At 65.0% G+C, this 20878-nt stretch carries 21 protein-coding genes; 11 read left to right on the plus strand and 10 right to left on the minus strand.

All coding sequences use genetic code 11. The features are described 5' to 3' along the window. Positions 1–93 precede the first annotated feature (93 nt). A complete protein-coding gene (locus AWB83_RS07115; RefSeq protein ID WP_087043677.1) occupies positions 94–507 on the plus strand; it encodes a DoxX family protein in 414 nt (137 codons plus the stop codon). Positions 508–510: 3 nt separating this feature from the next. Here AWB83_RS07115 and AWB83_RS07120 read toward each other — a convergent pair whose 3' ends face one another. Both AWB83_RS07120 and AWB83_RS07125 read right to left on the minus strand, forming a co-directional pair. Further along, positions 511–1434, minus strand: a complete 924-nt coding sequence (locus AWB83_RS07120) for a LysR family transcriptional regulator (RefSeq protein WP_087043679.1) — start codon at positions 1432–1434, stop codon at positions 511–513. A gap of 104 nt (positions 1435–1538) precedes the next feature. Beyond that, entirely contained in the window at positions 1539–2357 is an 819-nt protein-coding gene (locus tag AWB83_RS07125) for an IclR family transcriptional regulator (RefSeq protein WP_087043681.1), read from the minus strand. Positions 2358–2586: 229 nt separating this feature from the next. Here AWB83_RS07125 and AWB83_RS07130 point away from each other — a divergent pair, with 229 nt between their 5' ends. From AWB83_RS07130 to pcaC, 6 genes are read left to right on the plus strand one after another with little or no spacing between them, the layout of a single operon-like run. Continuing rightward, entirely contained in the window at positions 2587–3279 is a 693-nt protein-coding gene (locus tag AWB83_RS07130) for a 3-oxoacid CoA-transferase subunit A (RefSeq protein ID WP_087043683.1), read from the plus strand. 15 nt (positions 3280–3294) lie between these two features. After that, entirely contained in the window at positions 3295–3951 is a 657-nt protein-coding gene (locus AWB83_RS07135; protein WP_087043686.1) for a 3-oxoacid CoA-transferase subunit B, read from the plus strand. Positions 3952–3977: 26 nt separating this feature from the next. Then, positions 3978–5180: a 3-oxoadipyl-CoA thiolase gene (pcaF, locus tag AWB83_RS07140; protein WP_087043687.1), complete on the plus strand. Its 1203-nt coding sequence runs from the start codon at positions 3978–3980 to the stop codon at positions 5178–5180. A gap of 4 nt (positions 5181–5184) precedes the next feature. Then, positions 5185–6552: a 3-carboxy-cis,cis-muconate cycloisomerase gene (locus AWB83_RS07145; protein ID WP_087043689.1), complete on the plus strand. Its 1368-nt coding sequence runs from the start codon at positions 5185–5187 to the stop codon at positions 6550–6552. A 3-nt stretch (positions 6553–6555) separates the two neighbouring features. Beyond that, positions 6556–7344, plus strand: coding sequence for a 3-oxoadipate enol-lactonase (pcaD, locus tag AWB83_RS07150; RefSeq protein WP_087043691.1), 789 nt, complete (start codon positions 6556–6558; stop codon positions 7342–7344). Between the two features lie 2 nt (positions 7345–7346). After that, entirely contained in the window at positions 7347–7730 is a 384-nt protein-coding gene (gene pcaC / locus AWB83_RS07155) for a 4-carboxymuconolactone decarboxylase (protein WP_087043693.1), read from the plus strand. Between the two features lie 79 nt (positions 7731–7809). On the opposite strand, the gene AWB83_RS07160 is transcribed toward pcaC, so the two are convergent. Then, on the minus strand, positions 7810–9090 hold the full coding sequence (locus AWB83_RS07160) for a DUF3443 domain-containing protein (protein ID WP_087043696.1): 1281 nt from the start codon (positions 9088–9090) through the stop codon (positions 7810–7812). A gap of 8 nt (positions 9091–9098) precedes the next feature. After that, the gene (locus AWB83_RS07165) at positions 9099–9560 is read right to left on the minus strand and encodes a DUF2844 domain-containing protein (RefSeq protein WP_244197612.1); all 462 of its coding nucleotides are present in this window, start codon (positions 9558–9560) and stop codon (positions 9099–9101) included. Between the two features lie 415 nt (positions 9561–9975). On the opposite strand from AWB83_RS07165, the gene bamC reads away from it, so the two are divergent. Both bamC and AWB83_RS07175 read left to right on the plus strand, forming a co-directional pair. After that, the gene (gene bamC / locus AWB83_RS07170; protein ID WP_087043700.1) at positions 9976–11193 is read left to right on the plus strand and encodes an NlpB/DapX family lipoprotein; all 1218 of its coding nucleotides are present in this window, start codon (positions 9976–9978) and stop codon (positions 11191–11193) included. Positions 11194–11681: 488 nt separating this feature from the next. Next, positions 11682–11972 (plus strand): putative quinol monooxygenase, encoded by a 291-nt coding sequence (locus AWB83_RS07175; protein WP_087043702.1) that lies wholly within the window; start codon positions 11682–11684, stop codon positions 11970–11972. 17 nt (positions 11973–11989) lie between these two features. Here the strand turns inward: AWB83_RS07175 and AWB83_RS07180 are convergent, their stop codons facing one another. From AWB83_RS07180 to AWB83_RS07190, 3 genes are all read right to left on the minus strand, one after another. After that, the gene (locus AWB83_RS07180) at positions 11990–12250 is read right to left on the minus strand and encodes a DNA-binding protein (protein ID WP_087043920.1); all 261 of its coding nucleotides are present in this window, start codon (positions 12248–12250) and stop codon (positions 11990–11992) included. A 144-nt stretch (positions 12251–12394) separates the two neighbouring features. Beyond that, the gene (aceB, locus tag AWB83_RS07185) at positions 12395–14005 is read right to left on the minus strand and encodes a malate synthase A (protein ID WP_087043704.1); all 1611 of its coding nucleotides are present in this window, start codon (positions 14003–14005) and stop codon (positions 12395–12397) included. Between the two features lie 77 nt (positions 14006–14082). Next, positions 14083–14886, minus strand: coding sequence for a haloacid dehalogenase type II (locus AWB83_RS07190; protein ID WP_087043706.1), 804 nt, complete (start codon positions 14884–14886; stop codon positions 14083–14085). A 138-nt stretch (positions 14887–15024) separates the two neighbouring features. Here AWB83_RS07190 and AWB83_RS07195 point away from each other — a divergent pair, with 138 nt between their 5' ends. Both AWB83_RS07195 and AWB83_RS07200 read left to right on the plus strand, forming a co-directional pair. Continuing rightward, positions 15025–15927: a LysR family transcriptional regulator gene (locus AWB83_RS07195; protein ID WP_087043708.1), complete on the plus strand. Its 903-nt coding sequence runs from the start codon at positions 15025–15027 to the stop codon at positions 15925–15927. Positions 15928–16202: 275 nt separating this feature from the next. Next, entirely contained in the window at positions 16203–16637 is a 435-nt protein-coding gene (locus AWB83_RS07200; RefSeq protein WP_087043709.1) for a universal stress protein, read from the plus strand. A 136-nt stretch (positions 16638–16773) separates the two neighbouring features. Here the strand turns inward: AWB83_RS07200 and aceA are convergent, their stop codons facing one another. The 3 genes from aceA to AWB83_RS07215 form a co-directional block, all read right to left on the minus strand. Beyond that, complete coding sequence (gene aceA / locus AWB83_RS07205; protein WP_087043711.1) at positions 16774–18081, minus strand: isocitrate lyase; 1308 nt, start codon at positions 18079–18081, stop codon at positions 16774–16776. A 392-nt stretch (positions 18082–18473) separates the two neighbouring features. Beyond that, a complete protein-coding gene (locus AWB83_RS07210; RefSeq protein WP_087043712.1) occupies positions 18474–20081 on the minus strand; it encodes a DEAD/DEAH box helicase in 1608 nt (535 codons plus the stop codon). Between the two features lie 463 nt (positions 20082–20544). Continuing rightward, the gene (locus tag AWB83_RS07215; protein ID WP_087043714.1) at positions 20545–20814 is read right to left on the minus strand and encodes an acyl-CoA-binding protein; all 270 of its coding nucleotides are present in this window, start codon (positions 20812–20814) and stop codon (positions 20545–20547) included. Between the last annotated feature and the right edge of the window lie 64 nt (positions 20815–20878).

Genomic DNA, 20878 nt, shown 5'->3' on the forward strand with positions numbered 1-20878 from the left:
CCTGTCGGGAAACAAAACGCTAATGGTAGCCGGATTTATCGACGGGCAATGTCTGCATAGACTGCCCGCAATGACCTTCACAGGAGTATTCCGATGTCCACTCAAGTCCGCTCCGCCGCGCCCAGCGTGCCCGCTCTGGCCGCTTGCGCCCACGCGCTGCTGCGCATCGTCGCGTCGTATCTGCTGCTCGCGCATGCGTCGGCGAAGCTGTTTCACGCGCCGCACATCGCCATGTTCGATGGCTTGCCGCTGTTCTCGCTGCTCGGCGTGGCGGGGATCATCGAACTGGTCGGCGGGGCGCTCGTGCTCGTCGGCTTCTTCACGCGCGCGGCCGCCTTCGTGTTGTCGGGCGAACTGGCGTTTGCCTATTTCATCGGCCATGCGCCGCAGGGCCATGTTCTGCTGCCGCTGCTGAATCAAGGCGAGCCGGCGGTGCTGCTCTCGTTCATTTTCCTGTTCATCGCAGCCGCGGGGCCGGGCGCATGGAGTGTCGACGCCCGGCGCTGAACCTCACTTCGGCCACTCGTCGAGCTCGTCGTTGAAGAGTGACGCGACGATGCCGCGCAGCCATATCGTGCGCGCGTCGTTGTGGAACTTGCGATGCCAGTGCTGCTTCAGATCGAAGCGCGGCAGCGCGAGCGGCGGCTCGGCGAGCGTGATCGACGCGTGCTCGGCGACATAAGCAAAACCGATCGCATGCGGCACCGTCGCGATCAGATCCGTGCGCGACAGGATGAACGGCAGGCTCATGAAGTGCGGCGTTTCGAGCACCGCGCGGCGCCGCACGCGCTCCTTGTCCAGATAGTTCTCAAGGATTTCCTGGCTGCGGCCTTCGGCGCGCACGACCGCGTGACCGCACGCCAGAAACCGTTCGAGCGTGAGCGGCTCGTTCGCAAACGGATGATCGCGCCGCATCAGACAAATGAAGCGGTGCGAGAAGAGCCGCTGCTGAAAGAAGTTGTTTCCGCGCAGGTCGGGGAAATAGCCGACCGCGAGATCGATCTCGCCGGCTTCGAGCCCGCGCTCCACGTCTCCGTGCGAGGCCGAGACCGAGCGCAGGTTCGCGTGCGGCGCTTCCTTCGCGAACGCCTGCAGCAGCCGCGGCAGAAACACGATTTCGCCGACGTCGGATAGCGCGATCGAGAACGTCTCGGCACTCGCGGACGGATCGAAATGCTGCCTGTCGAGCAATCCGCGCTCGATGCGGGCGAGCGCGTCGCGGGCGGCGGGCACGAGCGCGATGGTGCGCGGCGTCGGCTCCATGCCGCGCGAAGTGCGCACGAAAAGCGGATCGTTGAAGTATTCGCGCAGCCGTGCGAGCGCGGTCGATACGCGCGGCTGGCTCACGCCGAGCCGCTCGGCGGCGCGGCTCACGTTGCGCGTTTCCTCGATGGCGACGAGGTAAGGGATCAGGTTCAGGTCGAGGTCGTTCATGGTTACGGTCGTCATGTCGGACGAGATATAACGAAAAACGTGATGCCTCGCCAATGATCTTGGCGCGCGCCACTCATCGCGTCAACGCGTGCCATTGTCATTGGTCAGCCGCGCCGCGCGACCATGTCCGACACGCGCTGCGCGGCCTCCTGCAACGGCTCGAGGAACGCCTTCACCATCTGCTTCGCATTCTTGCGCTGCGCATTGCCGCTGATGTTCAACGCCGCGATCACGCGGCCCTGCCGGTCGCGGATCGGCGCGGACATCGAAATCAGTCCTTCCTCCAGTTCCTGATCGACGATCGCCCAGCCTTGGCGGCGCACGACCGCGATCGCCTCCTTGAGCGCGTGCCTGTCGACGATCGTGCGCGGCGTGCGCGCGACGAGCGAACTCGCGTCGAGCGCCTCGTCGAGGCGGGCTTCGTCGAGGGCGGCGAGCAGCACGCGGCCCATCGACGTGCAGAACGCGGGCAGGCGGCTGCCGATCGACAAATTCTGCGTAATGATCTTGTGCGTAGGCACGCGCAGCACATAGACGATTTCCGCGCCGTTCAGCACGGCCGCCGAGCAGCTCTCGTGCACCTGTTCAACGAGCTCCTCCATCACCGGCTCGGCGAGATTCCAGAAGGGCATCGAGGTCAGATACGCGAAACCGAGGTCGAGGATTTTCGGCGTAAGTTGAAAGAGGCGTCCATCCGCTTCGACGTAGCCGAGCGCCTGCAGCGTCAGCAGGATGCGGCGCGCGCCCGCGCGGGTGAGCCCCGCCGCGGCGGCGACGTCCGTCAGCGTCTGGGCGGGGCGGTTCGCATCGAAGGAGCGGATCACCGCGAGCCCGCGCGCGAACGACTGAACGTACGCGTCGCCGGGCCGCGATGGCGCGTCCTGCGACCCGGCATCCTGTTTGAGCGGAGCTGGATTCTTCATAAGGCTTGTCCGGAAAGCGCGAACGGGCGGCGACCCCGTGAAAACCCGCAGTTTGCACATGCTTCGTTGACACGACAACGAATGCAGGACTACCATGCCGATGTTCGCTAAACGAATCCATGTTCGCATGACGAACATTTTGATGCAAGTCTGATTTCGAGCAGGTAAACCCCGAGTTCGGGACGGGCGCGTGAAGGCAAAGCGGCGCTCAGACTGGAGAAGAACGGCAATGATCAACAAGATTTTCGATTCGCTCGCCTCGGCCGTGGCCGACGTCAACGACGGAGCGACCATCATGATCGGCGGTTTCGGCACGGCGGGCATGCCGTCCGAGCTGATCGACGCGCTCATCGAGCAGGGCGCGCGCGAGCTCACGATCGTCAACAACAACGCCGGCAACGGTGATACGGGCCTGGCGGCGTTGCTCAAGGCGAAGCGCGTGCGCAAGATCATCTGCTCGTTCCCGCGTCAGACCGATTCGTACGTCTTCGACGCGCTCTATCGCGCGGGCGAAATCGAGCTGGAGCTCGTGCCGCAGGGCAATCTCGCGGAGCGCATCCGCGCGGCCGGCGCGGGCATCGGCGGCTTCTTCACGCCGACGGGCTACGGCACCAGGCTCGCGGAAGGCAAGGAAACGCGCGTGATCGACGGCAAGCACTACGTGCTGGAGGCCCCGCTGCACGCGGATTTCGCGCTCATCAAGGCATTCAAGGGCGACCGCTGGGGCAATCTGGTCTATCGTAAGACTGCGCGCAACTTCGGCCCGATCATGGCGAGCGCCGCGAAGACGGCGATCGTGCAGGTGTCGAAGGTCGTGCCGCTCGGCGAGCTGGACCCCGAAAACATCGTGACGCCGGGCATTTTCGTGCAGCGCGTCGTGGAAGTGCCGCAAGCGGTGCATGCAGCCGAACTCGCAGCCTAAGAAGGACGAAAAGCCATGAAGAAACTCACTCGTGACGAAATGGCCAAGCGCGTGGCCGCGGACATTCCCGAAGGCGCATACGTGAATCTCGGCATCGGCGTGCCGACGCTCGTCGCCAATCATCTCGCGGCCGACCGCGAAATCTTCCTGCACAGCGAAAACGGCCTGCTCGGCATGGGCCCGGCGCCCGCCAAGGGCGAGGAAGACGACGAACTCATCAACGCCGGCAAGCAGCACGTGACGCTGCTCACGGGCGGCGCGTATTTCCATCACGCGGATTCGTTCGCCATGATGCGCGGCGGCCATCTCGACTTCTGCGTGCTCGGCGCGTTCCAGGTTTCGGCGACGGGCGATCTCGCCAACTGGCACACCGGCGCGCCCGACGCGATTCCGGCCGTCGGCGGCGCGATGGACCTCGCGATCGGTGCGAAGCAGGTTTACGTGATGATGGAGTTGCTCACGAAGCAGGGCGAAAGCAAGCTGGTCGCCGAGTGCTCGTATCCCGTGACGGGCGTGCAGTGCGTGGACCGCGTCTACACCGATCTCGCCGTGTTCGACGTGACGCCGGAAGGCTTCGTCGTGCGCGAGATCGTGGAAGGGCTGTCGTTCGAAGAATTGCAGAAGCTGGCCAAGGTGCCGCTGCAATACGCGCCGCTGTCCGAAGCCGCCTGAAAGATACAAGAGAACCGGAGCAAGAGATGAAAGAAGCTTTCGTATGTGATGCCATCCGCACGCCGATCGGCCGTTACGGCGGTTCGCTGTCCTCCGTGCGCGCCGACGATCTCGGCGCCGTGCCGCTGCGCGCGCTCATCGAGCGCAACAAGGAAGTGGACTGGGAAGCCATCGACGAGGTGATCTACGGCTGCGCGAATCAGGCCGGCGAAGACAACCGCAACGTCGCGCGCATGTCCGCGCTGCTGGCCGGCCTTCCGGTCGGCACGCCGGGCTCGACGGTCAACCGCCTGTGCGGCTCGGGCATGGACGCGATCGGCGTCGCGGCGCGCGCGATCAAGGCGGGCGAGACGAGCCTGATGATCGCGGGCGGCGTCGAAAGCATGAGCCGCGCGCCGTTCGTGATGGGCAAGGCGACGAGCGCATTCTCGCGTCAGGCCGAGATCCACGATACGACCATCGGTTGGCGCTTCATCAATCCGCTGATGAAGAAGCAGTACGGCGTCGATTCGATGCCCGAAACCGCCGAGAACGTCGCGGACGACTACAAGGTGAGCCGCGCCGATCAGGACGCGTTCGCGCTGCGTTCGCAGCAGAAGGCGTCGCGCGCACAGAAAGATGGCACGCTCGCACAGGAAATCGTCGCGGTGACGATCCCGCAAAAGAAGGGCGATGCGATCGTCGTGTCACAGGACGAGCATCCGCGCGAGACGAGCCTCGAAGCGCTCGCGAAGCTGAAGGGCGTCGTGCGTCCGGACGGCACCGTGACGGCGGGCAACGCCTCGGGCGTAAACGACGGCGCGGTCGCCCTGCTCATCGCCGACGAGGAAACCGCGAAGCGCAACGGCCTCACGCCGCGCGCGCGCATTCTCGGCATCGCGACCGCCGGCGTGCCGCCGCGCGTGATGGGCATCGGTCCGGCGCCGGCGTCGCAGAAGCTGCTCAAGCGCCTCGGCATGACCATCGACCAGATGGACGTGATCGAGCTGAACGAGGCGTTCGCCTCGCAGGGTCTCGCGACGCTGCGCATGCTCGGCGTCGCCGACGACGATCCCCGCGTGAATCCGAACGGCGGCGCGATCGCGCTCGGCCATCCGCTCGGCGCTTCCGGCGCGCGTCTCGTGACCACCGCGAGCTATCAGCTCCAGCGCACCGGCGGCCGTTTCGCGCTGTGCACGATGTGCATCGGCGTGGGCCAGGGCATCGCGATGATCATCGAGCGTGTCTGACGGCATGTTCTCGTCGACCGGACGTCTCACCGACCTGATCTGCGGCAACGCGGACTCGAACGCCGTGTGGTCGCCGCGCGCGACCGTGCAGGCGATGCTCGACGTCGAAGCCGCCCTCGCGCGCGCTTCGGCGCTGCATGGCGTGATTCCCTCGAGTGCCGTGGACGCGATCGTCGCGGCGTGTCGCGCGGACAACATCGACGCCGACGCGTTGATGACCGGCGCGGCGGCGGGCGGCAATCTCGCGATTCCGCTCGTCAAGCAACTGACGGCCGTCGTGAAGGCGAGCGATGCCGAAGCCGCGAAGTACGTGCACTGGGGCGCGACGAGCCAGGACATCATCGATACGGGCCTCGTGCTGCAGTTGCGCGCGGCGCTCGATCTGCTCGATGCCGACCTGCGCTCCCTGGCCGACGCACTTGCGCAGCAGGCAAACCAGCATCGTGCGACGCCGATGATCGGCCGCACGTGGCTCCAGCAGGCGCTGCCGATCACGCTGGGTCTCAAGTTCGCGCAATGGCTCGATGCAATCACGCGCCATCGTGAACGTCTCGGCGAGTTGAGGGCGCGCGCGCTCGTGCTGCAGTTCGGCGGCGCGGCGGGCACGCTCGCGAGTTTGCGCGAGAAGGCACTGCCGGTCGCGAAAGCGCTTGCGGACGATCTCGGCCTGAAGTTGCCCGCGCTGCCGTGGCATACGCAGCGCGATCGCATCGCGGAAGCCGCGTCGTTTCTCGGCATGCTGACCGGCACGCTCGGCAAGATCGCCCGCGACATCTCGCTGATGATGCAGACGGAGCTCGGCGAAGTGGCCGAGCCGGCGGCGGCGGGCAAGGGCGGTTCGTCGACGATGCCGCACAAGCGCAATCCCGTGGGCTGCGCGGCGGTGCTGACGGCGGCGACGCGTGCGCCGAACCTGGTCGCGACCATCTTCGCGGGCATGGTGCAGGAGCACGAGCGCGCACTGGGCGGCTGGCAGGCCGAGTGGGAAGCGTTGCCGGACCTCGCGCGTCTGACGGCGGGCGCGCTGACAAACATCAAGGGCATCGTCCCGGCGATGGAAGTCAACGTCGAACGTCTCGCGCGTAACCTGAACGTGACCAACGGCCTCGTGCTCGGCGAAGCGGTGATGCTCGCGCTCGGCGACGCCATCGGCCGGCTCGACGCGCACAAGCTCGTCGAACAGGCGTCGAAAGCGTCGGTCGCGAACGGCACGTCGCTCTTCGACGAACTCGTCGCGAACGAAACCGTCGCGCGCCATCTCGCGCAGGACCAACTGAAACGATTGCTCGATCCGGCGAACTACGTCGGCCAGGCGCAGGCGTTCGTCGCTGCGGCGATCGCACACGCTAACTCAAAGGAACAGGAGCGGTAAAACATGCCTCTTGCCGAAGTGAACGGTACCCGGATTCACTATCGCATCGATGCCACGGCGGGCGACAATGCGCCGTGGCTCGTGCTGTCGAATTCGCTCGGCGCCGATGTCTCGATGTGGGCGCCGAACATCGAGGCGTTCGCGCAGCACTATCGCGTCGTACGCTACGACACGCGCGGCCACGGCCATTCGGACGTGCCACCGGGGCCGTACACGATCGATCAGCTGATCGGCGACGTGATCGGCCTGATGGACCATCTGAAAATCGAGCGCGCGAACTACTGCGGCCTGTCGATGGGCGGGCTGACCGGCATCGGCCTCGCCGCGCGTCACCCGGAGCGCTTCTCGCGCGTGGTGCTCTCGGACACCGCCGCGCTGATCGGCTCGGACGCCGTGTGGACGCCGCGCGCCGCGAAGGCGCGCGAGCCGGGCGGCATGCCCGCGCTCACCGACGCCGTAATCGCGCGCTGGTTCACCGCGCCGTTCATCGAGCGCGAGCCGCTCGTGCTCGCCAACATCCGCGACGTCTTCCGTCACACCTCGGGCGATGGCTACGCGTCGAACTGCGAAGCGATCCGCGACGCCGATCTGCGCGATGAAGCGAAAACCATCAAGCTGCCGGTGCTCGTCATCGCGGGCACGCACGACCTGTCGACGACAGCCGAGCAGGGCCGCGAGCTGGCGGGTTACATCGACGGCTCGCGCTACGTCGAACTCGACGCGGCGCATCTGTCGAACATCGAAAAGCGCGACGATTACACGCGCGCCGTCCTCGACTTCCTCGGAGCATGACAATGACCGACGACGAACGCTACGAAGCCGGGATGAAGGTCCGCCGCGCGGTGCTGTCCGACGCGCACGTGGACCGGTCGCTCGCGAATCGCACGGAGCTCACGACCGAGTTCCAGAACTTCATCACGCGCTATGCGTGGGGCGAGATCTGGACGCGCGAGGGCCTGCCGCGTCATACGCGCAGCCTCATCACGATCGCGATGATGGTCGCGCTCAACCGCGGCGAGGAACTCGCGCTGCATCTGCGCGCCGCGAAGAACAACGGCGTCACGCAGGACGAGATCAAGGAAGTGCTGCTGCAAACGGCGGTTTATTGCGGCGTGCCGGCGGCGAATTCGGCGTTCCATCTCGCGCAGAAGATCTTCGACGAGGAGCGCAAGGCGTAATTGCCCGGCTGCTCGACAAGCGCGACGCGAAGCCGTCTCCGGGAATCCGGAGGCGGCTTTTTTTCTGATCCTTCACGGCTCAGAACGCATAGTACGGTCCGGCGCCCGCGGGCGTCGCGCGGCCCTCGATCGCCGTGAAGACGCGTCGGCCGTAGAAAAACGGCAAGCCCCAGTCGAAGTAGCCGCTGGCGGTGCCGGCGAGATTGTCGAAGGCGAAGTTGCCCGTGCCAAACAGCGCCGTCGACTGGGCCACCGAGAAGCTGACCGCGCTTTGCGCGCCGCTGGGCGAGCGGATCGTGGCGGAGAAGGTTTGCGTCGTCGCCGGGCAGTACCACGCGCCGCATAGGGCGAGCGTCGTCGACGGGAAGAAGAAGCCGTTCGATCCGCTATCGATGAAGCTCGATCCGTACTGGCTGCCGCCGAAATCCGTCGTGACATAGCCCGTGACCGAGTCCGACTCGAGCACCGTCGCCGAGCCGAGCAGATTGTTCGACTGAGAGCCGATGCCGAAGGTCATCGTCCCCGTCGCGGTGGATGCGCCGTTGTCCGGCACGTCGGGCAATTCGATCAGCACGCCGTTGTTGTCACTGGAAAAGTTCGCGACCGGATTGGTGACCTGCTGCGTCACCGCCATCGTGCTCGCCGCGCAGCCGTCCGGGCCGCAGCGGTAATACCAGCGCGGCATGGCCGAGGCCGCGCAACTGCCGCCGCAATCGGCGACGAACGGGCCGATGCCGAGAATGCCGTTGCCGCGCAACGACGACGCAGTGAGCATCGGCAGACCGGACTGGCCGCAGTCCTGGGCGGCGCCGGGCACCGCGCTATCGGCGATGACCTGCACCGAGGTCGAGGCCGCGACCTGGCCTGCGAGCTTCACGTCGGCCTGGCGCACTGCGCCCCAGGTATAGCCCGAGCCGAACACGGCGCATTCGGCGATGACCGAGTTCTGGCTGCTGCCCGAAACGAGCGGAAGCGAAACCGACGGACCGAGCGCCGACGCCAGGATTCGCAGGCCGTGCGAACCCGTATCGACCTGAATGCCGTCGATGGTCTGGCACGTGTTCGTGCCCGGGACGCAGATCGTCACGCTCGTTTGCAGCATGTTGCGCGTGCTGGTCGGCGTGCGGGTGACGGTGACCGGCTGGACGTTGGGCGTCGTCGATTGCGTCACGGTCGTGCCGGCGGCGTGCGGCGCGGGGGGCGCGCTCGCGGGCTGCGCGGGGACGCCTGCCGTCGCCGGTGCGCTCGCCTGAGCGGGACTCGTCGTTGTGCCGCCGCCCGAGCCTCCACCTCCGCCACAGGCCTGGAACAGCGCGCAGAGTGCGAGCGCGGGCATCGCAAGAAGGGCGCGTGCGTTCATCTCGCCTCCTACTGGATGTCCGTTGCGCTCACGCCGGGCGGCAGCGCGCTTGCGAGCCAGGCGCGGCCGCTGAACTCGCGCAGGCGCACGCGATTCTCGACGACGAGATCGCCCTTCGCCACGCGCGCCGTATGCAACCCCGCTTCGCCGATCGCCGCATTCGCGCCTTCCCTGAAAGTCTCGAAACAGGTGCCCAGAAGAGATCGCACATCGGGCATCGCCGGTCCACGCCAGGACACGGCGTACACCGTGCCGCTCGAATCGAGGTACTGACGCACGACGATACCGTTCGCGTCGGTCGTCTCGTGATAAGCGACGAGTCCGCCTTGCGCCCGATGCGTCACGGCGCCCTGCGACGCGTCCCCGGCGCGCCCGGTCGAGCCGAGTTGAGCGTGGGCAGCGGTCGTCACGCCGAATGCGACCATCGCCAGAACGGTTGCGATGTAGTCAGGATTTCTTATTGATTTCATCCCTTTCTCTCCGTAAGTCGAGACTCTTCTTATTTTCAAGATGAGATCTTAAGGTGAAGGCGGAGCAAAGCGATATACGATGCAAGCACCGTCGAGGCGGCCCGGAAGGTGAGAAGCGATGCCGATTTTCTCTACGAATCAAAGCGTTGCGAAAAGCTAAAGACCAAATTGCTGTTTTTGGTGAATGTCATAAATTGTCAAGGCGGCGCGGAGCGAATCTAATATGGTTTTCGGACATGTCATTTGCTGTGCGTACGCAGCTTTCCAAGTCGAAAAGCAACATTTCCATGAGCGCGATGAACGCGGCATTCGAGGGCATGTGCCTCTCTTTTTGCACGGCGGAGCGCCGGACCGGTAAAATAACGGGTTGATCCACGGAAGAACGCCCGTGGCGTAGCGGAAGGACTTTCCAGACATGACAGATTTTCGTGTAACCAAGCGGATGGCTGCGCTTTTCGCGGTGGCCGGAATCGTGACGGGATGCGGTACCTCCAATCCCAACGCGTTCAACTACAAGAGCGATCAGCGTTCGAAACAGGTGTCTCTCGCCGTTCCGCCGAACCTGCTCGACGAAGCGGCCGACCAGCGCTCGCTGCCGCCGCAGGGCGGACAGGCAACGCTCTCCGATCTGCAGCAGATTCAGAAAGTCGCACCGAACGCGCCCACGGTGGTTCCGCCGGTGTCGGGCATGCGCATTCAGCGCGACGGCGCCGAACGCTGGCTCGTCATCGACGGCAAGACGCCCGACCAGGTGTGGCCGCAGATTCGCCGCTTCTGGCAGGAGCAGGGCTTTCTGCTCGTCGTCGATCAGCGCGACAAGGGCGTGATGGAAACCGACTGGAACGAAACCCATCCGCAGATTTCCGACGGCCTGATTCGCGACACGCTCGCCAAGGCAACCGGCAACTCGTACGTCACGGCCGAGCGCAACAAGTACCGCACGCGGCTGGAGACCGGGCCCGCCGGCGGCACCTACGTGTTCATCAGCCAGAAGGGCATGCGCGAGGCGCTGACCGGCGTGAACAACGATTCCAGCCAGTGGCAGGCGCGTCCGAACGATCCGGCGCTAGAGAACGAATATCTGAAGCGCCTGATGTCCTCGCTCTCGATGGCCGATCAGCGTCAGGCTTCGGGTGGCGCGACGCCGCTCGATACGTCGGCCGCGGCCGGCGCAACCGGCGCGAGCGCGCAACCTGCGAAGAGCGGCGATTCGAAGGCTGCCGCCGTCGCCGCGCAGAACGCCACGAACGCGGGCAACTCGCCGATCAGGAACGAGGTCGTGCCGGAGGCCGAGTCCTCGCAACTGACTTTGCCGGAGGCTTACGACCGCGCGTGGCTGCGCGTGGGCATCGCGCTCGATCGCGCCAACTTCACCGTGGACGACCGCGACCGCACCAAGGGCGTCTACTACGTGCGCTACGTGGATCCGACCGACAAGTCGTCGGCTCAGCAGGGCTTCTGGAGCCAGGTCTTCCATGGCCGCAAGGAAATGAAGGCGAAGCAGTATCAGATCAACGTGCGCGCGATCACCGAGCAGCAGACGCGCGTCGCGATCGTCGACGGCAAGGGCGAAGTCGATTCGTCGCCTCAGGCGCGTCAGATCATGGCGCTGCTTGCGGACCAGATCAGCTGATCGCTTCCTCCGCCGGATTCCTTCGGCTCGATCCCGTAAAAACCGCCTCCTTCGCGAGGCGGTTTTTGTTTGCGCCATCCGCCAGGACCGCCCCGCAAACGATCGTCAGACGATCGTTTTCACGATGCACGCTAATGCGACGCTCGGAATCGAATTGCGCAGACAATTCTTTCTATCGCGAAATGTGCGCAAAAGCTTATAGGAAAGGGACGGGCGGACAGTACATTGCATCAACGGCGCGCTGCACCGCTCGAAGGGTTCTCGGACGCGATTCACCGGGCGGCTTGCACGACGCACAGACGATTGGTTCGCCGCGCGCGGACCCCGATGGCCCCGTCGCCTATCCTCGTAGGGCGACGGTTTTTGCCCGCGTTTCCAGTGGAACGCGGGCTTTTTCTTGTGCGCGCGCGATCGAGCGTTTCGGCAACGCCCGCCGCGCGCGGTTATGCTCGTGCTTTCGTCGTTTCATTGAAGAAAGGAGAACGCTCATGTCGGAAGTCGCCGTCGTCGCCATCTTTGTCGCCAAGCCGGGCCGGGAAGACGAACTGAGGCAAGTGCTCGAAGCCAATGTCGAGCCGACGAGAAAGGAGGCGGGCGCGCTGCAGTACGACTTGCACCGCGACATCAAGGAGCCGCGGCGCTTCATCTTCGTCGAACGCTGGGAGAGCGAGGCCGCGCTGGCGAAGCACGGCGAGTCGGCACATATTCAGGCGTTTCGCGCCAAGTCGCCGGAGCTGTGCGAGCACGGCGAGGTCCGCGTCGCGAGCAAATTGCTCTGAGCGATGAACGACCGCGTTCAGTGTGTCTCGTGCGGGACGTCGAGGATCAGGATGATGGTCCAGTCGGCGTCGCCGTCGTGATGATACTGGCGCTCCGCGACGATGAACGGCTGCTGCTTGCCCGCCGGCCCGAGAAAGAGCACGTCGCCTTCGCTCGGCAGGCATTCGATTGGCGGCAGCGCCAGATACGCGTCCTTGTTCGCGTTGCGCGGCATCAGTTTTTCGATCTTGCGCGATGCCGCTTCGGTCCATTCGATATCGAGCTGGATGTTGCTCATGCTGTCGTTCGCACGGTGAGTGCGCTCCACGGTTGAATCGTTGAAAAGACGATGCGCAATGTAGCACACGCCATGCTCGATCCATGGGACGCCTGAAACGAAAAAACGGCCCGAAGGCCGTTTTTTCCCGTCGTACCCGAACGCTCAGATTTCTTCGTAGAGCGGCAAGGTCAGGAACTCCGTGAAACGCTCGGCGGTGGACATCTCCTCGAAGATCTTCGCCGCGCGCTCGTAGGGCTTCGTATCGGTGCCCGCGCCGCCGACGCTCTGCTTCACCTTCTCCAGTTCGTCGATGGTGATTTCGCGCACCATCGCGGCCGTGACCTTGCGGCCGTCGTCGAGCTTGCCCTTCGGCGAGCGGATCCACTGCCACACCTGCGAGCGCGAGATTTCCGCGGTCGCGGCGTCTTCCATCAGATTGTGGATCGGCACGCAGCCATTGCCCGCGAGCCACGAGCCGAGATAGTGGATGCCGACGCTGATGTTGTTTCGCAAGCCGGCTTCGGTGATCGGCGCTTCCGGACGGAAGTCGAGCAGATCGTGCGCGGTCACCTGGACGTCGGTGCGCTGCTTCCCGATCTGGTTCGGCTTGTCGCCGAGCACCTTGACGAACTCCTCCATCGCGACCGGCACGAGACCCGGATGCGCGACCCAGCCGCCGTCGTAGCCGTCGGTGGCATCGCGCGCCTTGTCGGAGCGCACGCCGCCCATGGCGCGGTCGTTCGCGGCCGGATCGTTCTTGATCGGGATCAGCGCGGACATGCCGCCGATCGCCGGCGCGTTGCGCTTGTGGCAGGTCTTCAGCAACTCGAGCGCGTAGGCGCGCATGAAGGGCACGGTCATCGTGATCTTCGCGCGGTCCGCGAGGCAGAAGTCCGGATCGTTCTTGAACTTCTTGATCGCCGAGAAGATGTAGTCCCAGCGGCCCGCGTTGAGGCCGGAGCTGTGCTCGCGCAATTCATACAGAATCTCGTCCATTTCGAACGCGGCGAGAATGGTCTCGACGAGCACCGTCGCGCGGATCGTGCCGCGGGCAATGCCCACGCCTTCCTGCGCCGCGACGAAGATGTCGTTCCACAGACGCGCTTCGAGATGGCTTTCCATCTTCGGCAGATAGAAGTAGGGGCCGCTGCCGCGCGCGATCAGCTCCTTCGCGTTGTGGAAGAGAAAGAGCGCGAAATCGAAAATGCCGCCCGATACGCGCTGTCCGTCGACGGTGACGTGCTTCTCATCCAGATGCCAGCCGCGCGGCCGCACGATCAGCGTCGCGACCTGGTCGTTCAGCCTGTACGTCTTGCCGTTCTGCTCGAGCGAGATCGTGCGGCGCACCGCATCCTTCAGGTTGATCTGGCCGACGATCTGGTTGTCCCAGTTCGGCGCGTTCGAATCCTCGAAGTCGGTCATGTACGAATCCGCGCCGGAGTTGAGCGCGTTGATGATCATCTTGCGCTCGACCGGACCGGTGATCTCCACGCGGCGGCACTGCAGGTCCTTCGGCAGCGGCGCGACCTTCCAGTCGCCTTCGCGGATCGATTTCGTCGATTCGAGGAAGCCGGGACGCTCGCCCGCATCGAGACGTTTGGTGCGCTCGACCCGCGCGGCGAGCAGTTGCTGGCGACGCGGCTCGAACTGGCGATGCAGCGTCGCGACGAATTCGAGCGCCTCGGGCGTCAGGATGGCCTCGTAGCCGGGCTTGATCTCGGCCGAGATTGCCATGCCCTTCGGAAGCGTGAGCGGATTCGACGATTGCGACATTGTTTTCTCCTTGGTCGGTCAGACGGTTTTGCTAGTGGTTTTGCTTGATGCAATGAAACGATGACGATGCGGCGCCGCTAGGTGCCGGGTGGCCGGCGCGCGCTGCCTGCCCTGCGGCTGCGGGAAACGGTTTGCGCTTGCGCGCAGCCGCCTTCGACGAACGCGACGAGTTCGGCCATCCCGCGGCCGATGCCGTGCGGTGCGATGCCCAGTTCCTCGATCGGCAGCCCGGCCCGGTTGATCCAGAAAGTCGTGTAGCCGAACCACGTCGCGCCGACGACATTCCAGCCGTTGCTCGAGACGAAAATGATGTCGCGCGCCGCCGCGCCGAACGCGCGCGCGCCGAGCGCGTACGCGGCGGCGGCGGGCTTGTAGGCGCGCACGGCGTCGACCGACAGCACATGTTCGAAGAGGCCGCTCATGCCCGCGCTCTTCACGGCGACATCGAGCATCGGCGGATTGCCGTTCGAAAGAATCGCGAGGGGAATGCCCAGGCCGTCGCGCAATGACTTGAGCGCGGGCACGGTGTCGGGGAATGCGGAGAGGCACGCGTATTCGTCCATCAGCCGCTTCTCGGCGGCGCTCGTGAGCGCGTCGGCGAGCTTCAGGCGGGCGGCCGCGAAGCGCAGCGCATCGATCGTGATCTTCCAGAACGGCTCGTAATGGCCGCCCGCCGGATCGGCGAGCGTGCGCAGTTGCGTGTATTCGATCTGCTTCCGGCGCCAGAGCTGCGAGAGCGCGTCGCCGTGACCGGGAAAGAGCTGCTCGGCGGCCGCGACGACCGAGTGGACGTCGAAGAGCGTGCCGTAGGCGTCGAAGATGACTGCGCGGGGAGGTCTGGACGATTCGGGGGACGATGCGTGTGTCGTTATGGCCGACATAGCCGTGCGCTCCAGTTAGAGGTCGGAATCGATTGTATTCGTGATCTGCGTGATGGAAAAAGCACCGCAGCATCACTTGATCTTTTACTTTTTAATACCTAATCTATGCGCGAACACTTCGACTGACGACGAACACGCATGGATCGATTCAAGCAGATAGAAACGTTCGCCTCGGTCGCGGCGAAAGGCAGCCTGTCGGCGGCGGCGCAGGCGGAAGGCATCGCGCCGGCCGTGATCGGGCGCCGGCTCGATGCACTGGAGGAGCGGCTCGGCGTCAAGCTGCTCGTGCGCACGACGCGCAGAATCACGCTCACGTTCGAAGGCTCGGCGTTTCTCGAGGATTGCCAGCGCATCATCAACGACATGCAGAACGCCGAGGCGAGCGTGTCGGCGGGCGGCGTGAAGGCGAGCGGGCATTTGCGCGTGTCGGCGCCCGCCGGTTTCGGGCGGCGGCACGTCGCGCCGCTCGTGCCGAAGTTCACCGCGCAACATCCGGATGTCTCCGTGAGCCTCGATCTGACCGATCGCATGGTCGATCTCGTCAACGAAGGATTCGACTGCGCGGTGCGTCTGGGCGAGTTGCCGGATTCGTCGCTGGTTTCGTTGAAGCTGGGAGAAAACCGGCGCGTGTGCGTCGCGTCGCCGGACTATCTCGCCCAGCGCGGCAAGCCCGCCGATCTCGCGGCGCTCGCGCACCACAATTGCCTTGCGCTCGGGGCGTCGGCGAATCAGCAGCGCGGCTGGGTGTTTCAGCAGGACGGCAAGATCGTGACGATCAAGGTCTCCGGCACGATGGAATGCTCGGACGGCGCGGTGCTGCATGAGTGGTGTCTGGAAGGCCGCGGGCTTGCATGGCGCTCGTGGTGGGAGGTCGGCGAGGACATCGGCGGGGGCCGGCTCGTGAGCGTGCTCGATGCGTTCGCCGCGCCGCCGATCGGCATTCATGCGGTGTTTCCGCAGAGAAGGCATTTGCCGTTGCGCGTGCGGTTGTTTCTCGACCTGCTCAAGCATACATACAACGCTCCGGGATATTGGGGATAGGCCGTCCGCCGGGATGCGCCGGCAATCGTCCGGTACCCATGCACCGGACGAACGATACGGATTCCTATGCAAGCTCCGTCGTCACGAAATCGGTCCGGCCAGCGGCATCTCGCCCGTGCCTGCCGTGCAGGCGCTTGCCGCCGACGCACTCCGGCAGGCGCGGATACGTTCTGCCCCGGAGCGACGCTTCGCCGCGCCAATGCGTCGAAATTTCCTCCGCTCCCGCCCCCGTTACTACAATAAGAGCGTGCCACCGACGTTCCAAGGAGGACGCCATGTTCAAGCACATCCTGGTGCCGACCGACGGCTCCGAGCTGTCGCAGAAAGCCATCGACGGCGCGATCGATCTCGCGCAATCCGTTGGCGCGCGCATCACGGCTTACGCGTGCCTGCCGCAATATCCTTACTCGCCGTTCGCGGATGTCGCCGTCGAGCCGCCCGACGACTTCCACGCCCGCGCCGAGAACGAAGCGCGTGAACATCTGCGCGCGGTGGAGCGCGCCGCCGAAAGCGCCGGCGTGCCCTGTACGAGCGTGACGAGCATCGAGGCCGCGCCGTATATCGGCATCATCGACGCGGCAGAGCAGAATGGTTGCGACGTGATCCTGATGGCTTCCCACGGACGGCGCGGGCTCGGCAGCCTGCTCATCGGCAGCGAGACGCAACGCGTGCTCACGCACACCAAGATTCCCGTCATCGTTTATCGGTGAGACCCCGATCTCAAAAGAAAGCGCGCCGCGTTCGCGATGCGCTTGCTTTTGAGCAGCGGCCGCGGCGCGATCCTGCATGCGCCGCGGCCGCCGCCGCTTTCACCGCTCTCCCTGATTCAACCTGCCGGGCCTGCCCTCAGGCAACTTTCTTGTCGAAGAACTGCTCGTCTTCGGTCGAGCCGTGCAGGGCGGTCGTCGATGCTTCGCGCTCGACCGTCTGCGTGACCGCGTCGAAATAGCCCGTACCCACTTCGCGCTGATGCTTGACCGCCGTGAAGCCCTTGTCGGCGGCGGCGAACTCGGCCTGCTGCAGCTCGACGAACGCGCTCATCTGCGAGCGGGCATAGCCGTGCGCGAGGTTGAACATCGAGTAGTTCAGCGCGTGGAAGCCCGCGAGCGTGATGAACTGGAACTTGTAGCCCATCGCGCCCAGCTCGCGCTGGAACTTGGCGATGGTCGCGTCGTCCAGATTCTTCTTCCAGTTGAACGACGGCGAGCAGTTGTACGACAGCAGCTTGTCCGGGAATTCCTTGTGGATCGCCTCTGCGAACTTCTTCGCGTATTCGAGATCCGGCTTGCCGGTTTCGCACCACACGAGGTCGGCGTAGGGCGCATAGGCGAGACCGCGCGACACCGCCTGCTCCAGACCCGGGCGCGTGCGGAAGAAACCTTCCACGGTGCGCTCGCCGGTGAGGAACGGCTTGTCGTTTTCGTCGATGTCGGACGTGACGAGGTCCGCGGCTTCGGCATCGGTGCGCGCGACGAGCAGCGTCGGCACGCCGCAGACATCCGCCGCGAGACGCGCGGCCGTCAGCTTCGCGACGTTCTCGCGCGTCGGCACGAGCACCTTGCCGCCCATGTGGCCGCACTTCTTGACCGAGGCCAGCTGATCCTCGAAGTGCACGCCCGCGGCGCCGGCTTCGATCATCGCCTTCATCAGCTCGAACGCGTTGAGCACGCCGCCGAAGCCCGCTTCGGCATCGGCCACGATCGGCGCGAAATAGTCGATGTAGCCTTCATCGCCCGGGTTCTTGCCTTCCGACCATTGAATCTGATCGGCGCGCGTGAGCGTGTTGTTGATGCGCTTCACGACGAGCGGCACCGAATTCGCCGGATACAGCGACTGGTCCGGATACATTTCACCCGCGACGTTGGCGTCGCCGGCCACTTGCCAGCCCGACAGGTAGATCGCCTTGAGGCCGGCCTTGACCTGCTGCATCGCCTGGTTGCCGGTCAGCGCGCCGAGCGCGTTGACGAACGGCTCCTCGTGGATCGACGCCCACAGCTTCTCCGCGCCGCGGCGCGCGAGCGTGTGCTCGATCGGCACCGAGCCGCGCAGGCGCACGACGTCATCCGCCGAGTAGCCGCGCTTGATGCCCTTCCAGCGCGGATCGGTTTCCCATTGCTGCTGGAGTTGCTGAGCTTGTTGTTGACGAGAGGTCATGGCGTTTCTCCTTGAGATTGGACTGAACGGCGAATCCTGAATCGATGTTCGACGACTTGAGCTCCGACGCGCCGTATCCGGCAGCCTGCGTTTGCTCAACTCTTATATAAGAGTCTAGGCAACCGAGTCCTCGCGAAACACCCCTGGGAAGAAGAAATGTGGAATATTTTTATCTAATAAATTCAATGCCTTATGTTTTTCATTCCGTATTGCGGAACGTTGTTTTCTATCTTGCAACGGATGAGTTTGTGCCGCGCAGCACATCTTTTGCGACGCAAAAGGCCATTGCGTATCGTGAAATATGGCGACGGGGCGAAAAAAAACCGATGCACGAGGCATCGGTTTGTTTTGCGGCCGTGGAAACGGTGTACGAAACCGTTTCCCGGAGCGGCTTAGCTGCCGCGTCGCGGTGCGCGCGGGCCGTCGTTGCGGCGCGCGCCGTAGCCGTCGCGCTGACCGTAGCCGCCTTCGCTGCGATTGCCGCCGCGATAGCCGCCGTCGCCGTTGCCGCCACGGTAGCCGCCGCCGTCGCCGCGGTAGCCGCCTTCACGGGCGCCGGCGCTCGACTTGTTGCCGTAGCCGCTGGCGCTGCCCGAACCGTAGCCGCGACCGCCGCCATTGCTGCCGTTGCCGCCGAAGCGGCGTCCGCCATTGCCCGGACGACCGCGACCGCCGCCGAAGCCGCCCTTGGGCGGCGCCTTGCGCGGCTCGAAGCCCGCCACGACGTTCACCGGCAGCGGATTACGCACGAAGCGTTCGATACGCTTCAGCGCGCCCATCTCGGCGTAATGCACGAGGCTCACGGCGATGCCGCTGCGGCCCGCGCGGCCCGTGCGGCCGATGCGGTGCACGTAGTCTTCCGCGAACTTCGGCAGGTCGTAATTGAAGACGTGCGTGATGCCCGGAATGTCGATGCCGCGCGCGGCGACGTCCGTCGCCACGAGCACGCGCACGCGACGCTCGCGCAGCGCGCGGATCGTGCGGTTGCGCGCGCCTTGCGGCAGGTCGCCGTGCAGCGCGGCCGATTCGAAGCCCGCGTCGGCGAGACGATTGGCGATGAGGTCGGCGTCGCTCTTCGTCGCCGTGAAGACGATCGCCTGATCCAGCCCGGCGTCGCGCAGCAGGTGATCGAGCAGACGATCCTTGTGGTCGCGGTCATCGACGTAATGCACGGTCTGCGCGATGTTGCCGCTCGCTTCCAGCTTCTGCACGATCTCGATGCGCTCCGGATCCTTCAGCAGGCGTCCGGTCAGCGACGCGATCTTGCCGTCGATGGTCGCGGAGAACAGCAGCGTCTGGCGCGTGGCCGGCGTCGCGTCGACGATCTTCTCGATGTCGTCGATGAAGCCCATGTCGAGCATGCGATCGGCTTCGTCCAGAACGAGCATGTTCAGGTTCGACAGGTCGATACGGCCGCGCTCGAGGTGATCGATGAGACGGCCCGGCGTCGCGACGAGAATCTCCGGATTCTTCGCGAGGAGCATCAACTGCTGACCGTACGCGACACCGCCGAGAATGCTGACGGTGCGCAGGCGGCGCAGGTGCTTGCCGTACGCGGTCGCGGCGGTGGAAACCTGCATTGCGAGTTCGCGCGTCGGCGTGAGCACGAGCAGCTGCGGGCGTGCGACCGGCTGCGGACGACGGCCGCGGGCCGCGTTCGCGTCGCGCGGCGGGCGCGGTTGCTGCGCTTCCAGCTTCTGCAGTTGCGAGAACTTCTCGATGGCGGGCAGCATGAATGCCGCCGTCTTGCCCGAACCGGTCGGGCTGGAGACGAGCAGGTCACGGCCGGCGAGCGCGGCGGGAATCGCGCGCTGCTGCACGGGCGTCGGGGATTCGTAGCCCGCGGCGGTCAGCGCGGACAGGATTTCGGCGCAAAGGCCGAGTGATTCGAAAGTGGGGCCGGCGGGCTTGTCTGCGGCCGGGGCGTCGGTGGCGGGCGTGATGCCGATTGCTTGTGCTGCGATGTTGTCCAACGGGCTAGCGGTGAAGCTCGAAGTCATGTCGATCCTTGAAACGGGGAATAAGGCGTCGGCGCCAATCGGCATACCCAAGTCGTTGGATTCAGCGAGCGAAGAAACAGCGTGCAAATCGAAAAACGGGGGCCACTCGCGCGAACATGCGGCGAGTATCTTTGTTAGAAGCTGTATCGGATACGACAGGCCCAGTCGATCGACGGGAGCTGACGTCAGCCTGATGCATGACGGGCCGCGAAACACTTTGCGCGCAAACTTCGGCGCAACGGCCTAGCAGGGAGGGGACAGTTTCTAAACTGGATTGGAGCGAAACGCTACGAAGCGCCTTGCTGCGCGAGGCTTTGCTGATGAAGCTTGCAACTCGCAGTCGGGCACCGAATCGCAAGTATATCGGATTTTGCTGCACCGCGCCACATTTTGACGCATTCCCGCGCCATCTCCGGGCATCGGAGGGCGCGGTCATGGTTCATGCCGGGGTCCGGCCGCCCGCTCAGGCCGCTTCGCCCCGCTTGAGCGACTCGACGAGATCGACGTAGCGCGCCTTGGCGTCATCGGCGGGCGTGCCCTTCAGCGCTTCCCACGCTTCGTACTTGTACTTGCCGGCGATGTCCGTGAAGCCGGGCTTGTCGCCTTGCACGTCGCCGAGGCTCGCCTGCTTGAAGAGCGCGTAGAGACGCAACAGCGTGAGATTGCCGGGGCGCTCGGGCAGTTGAGTCACATCGGTCTGGGCTTGCGCGAATTGCTGATCGATATCGGTCATGCGTGCTCCGTTGTTGTAAATACAGGCGCGGACGATCTTAGCAAGCCGGCCGCGCGCGGCCCGT

Origin of the sequence: Caballeronia ptereochthonis (assembly GCF_001545075.1) — a bacterium.
Lineage (GTDB): Bacteria > Pseudomonadota > Gammaproteobacteria > Burkholderiales > Burkholderiaceae > Caballeronia > Caballeronia ptereochthonis.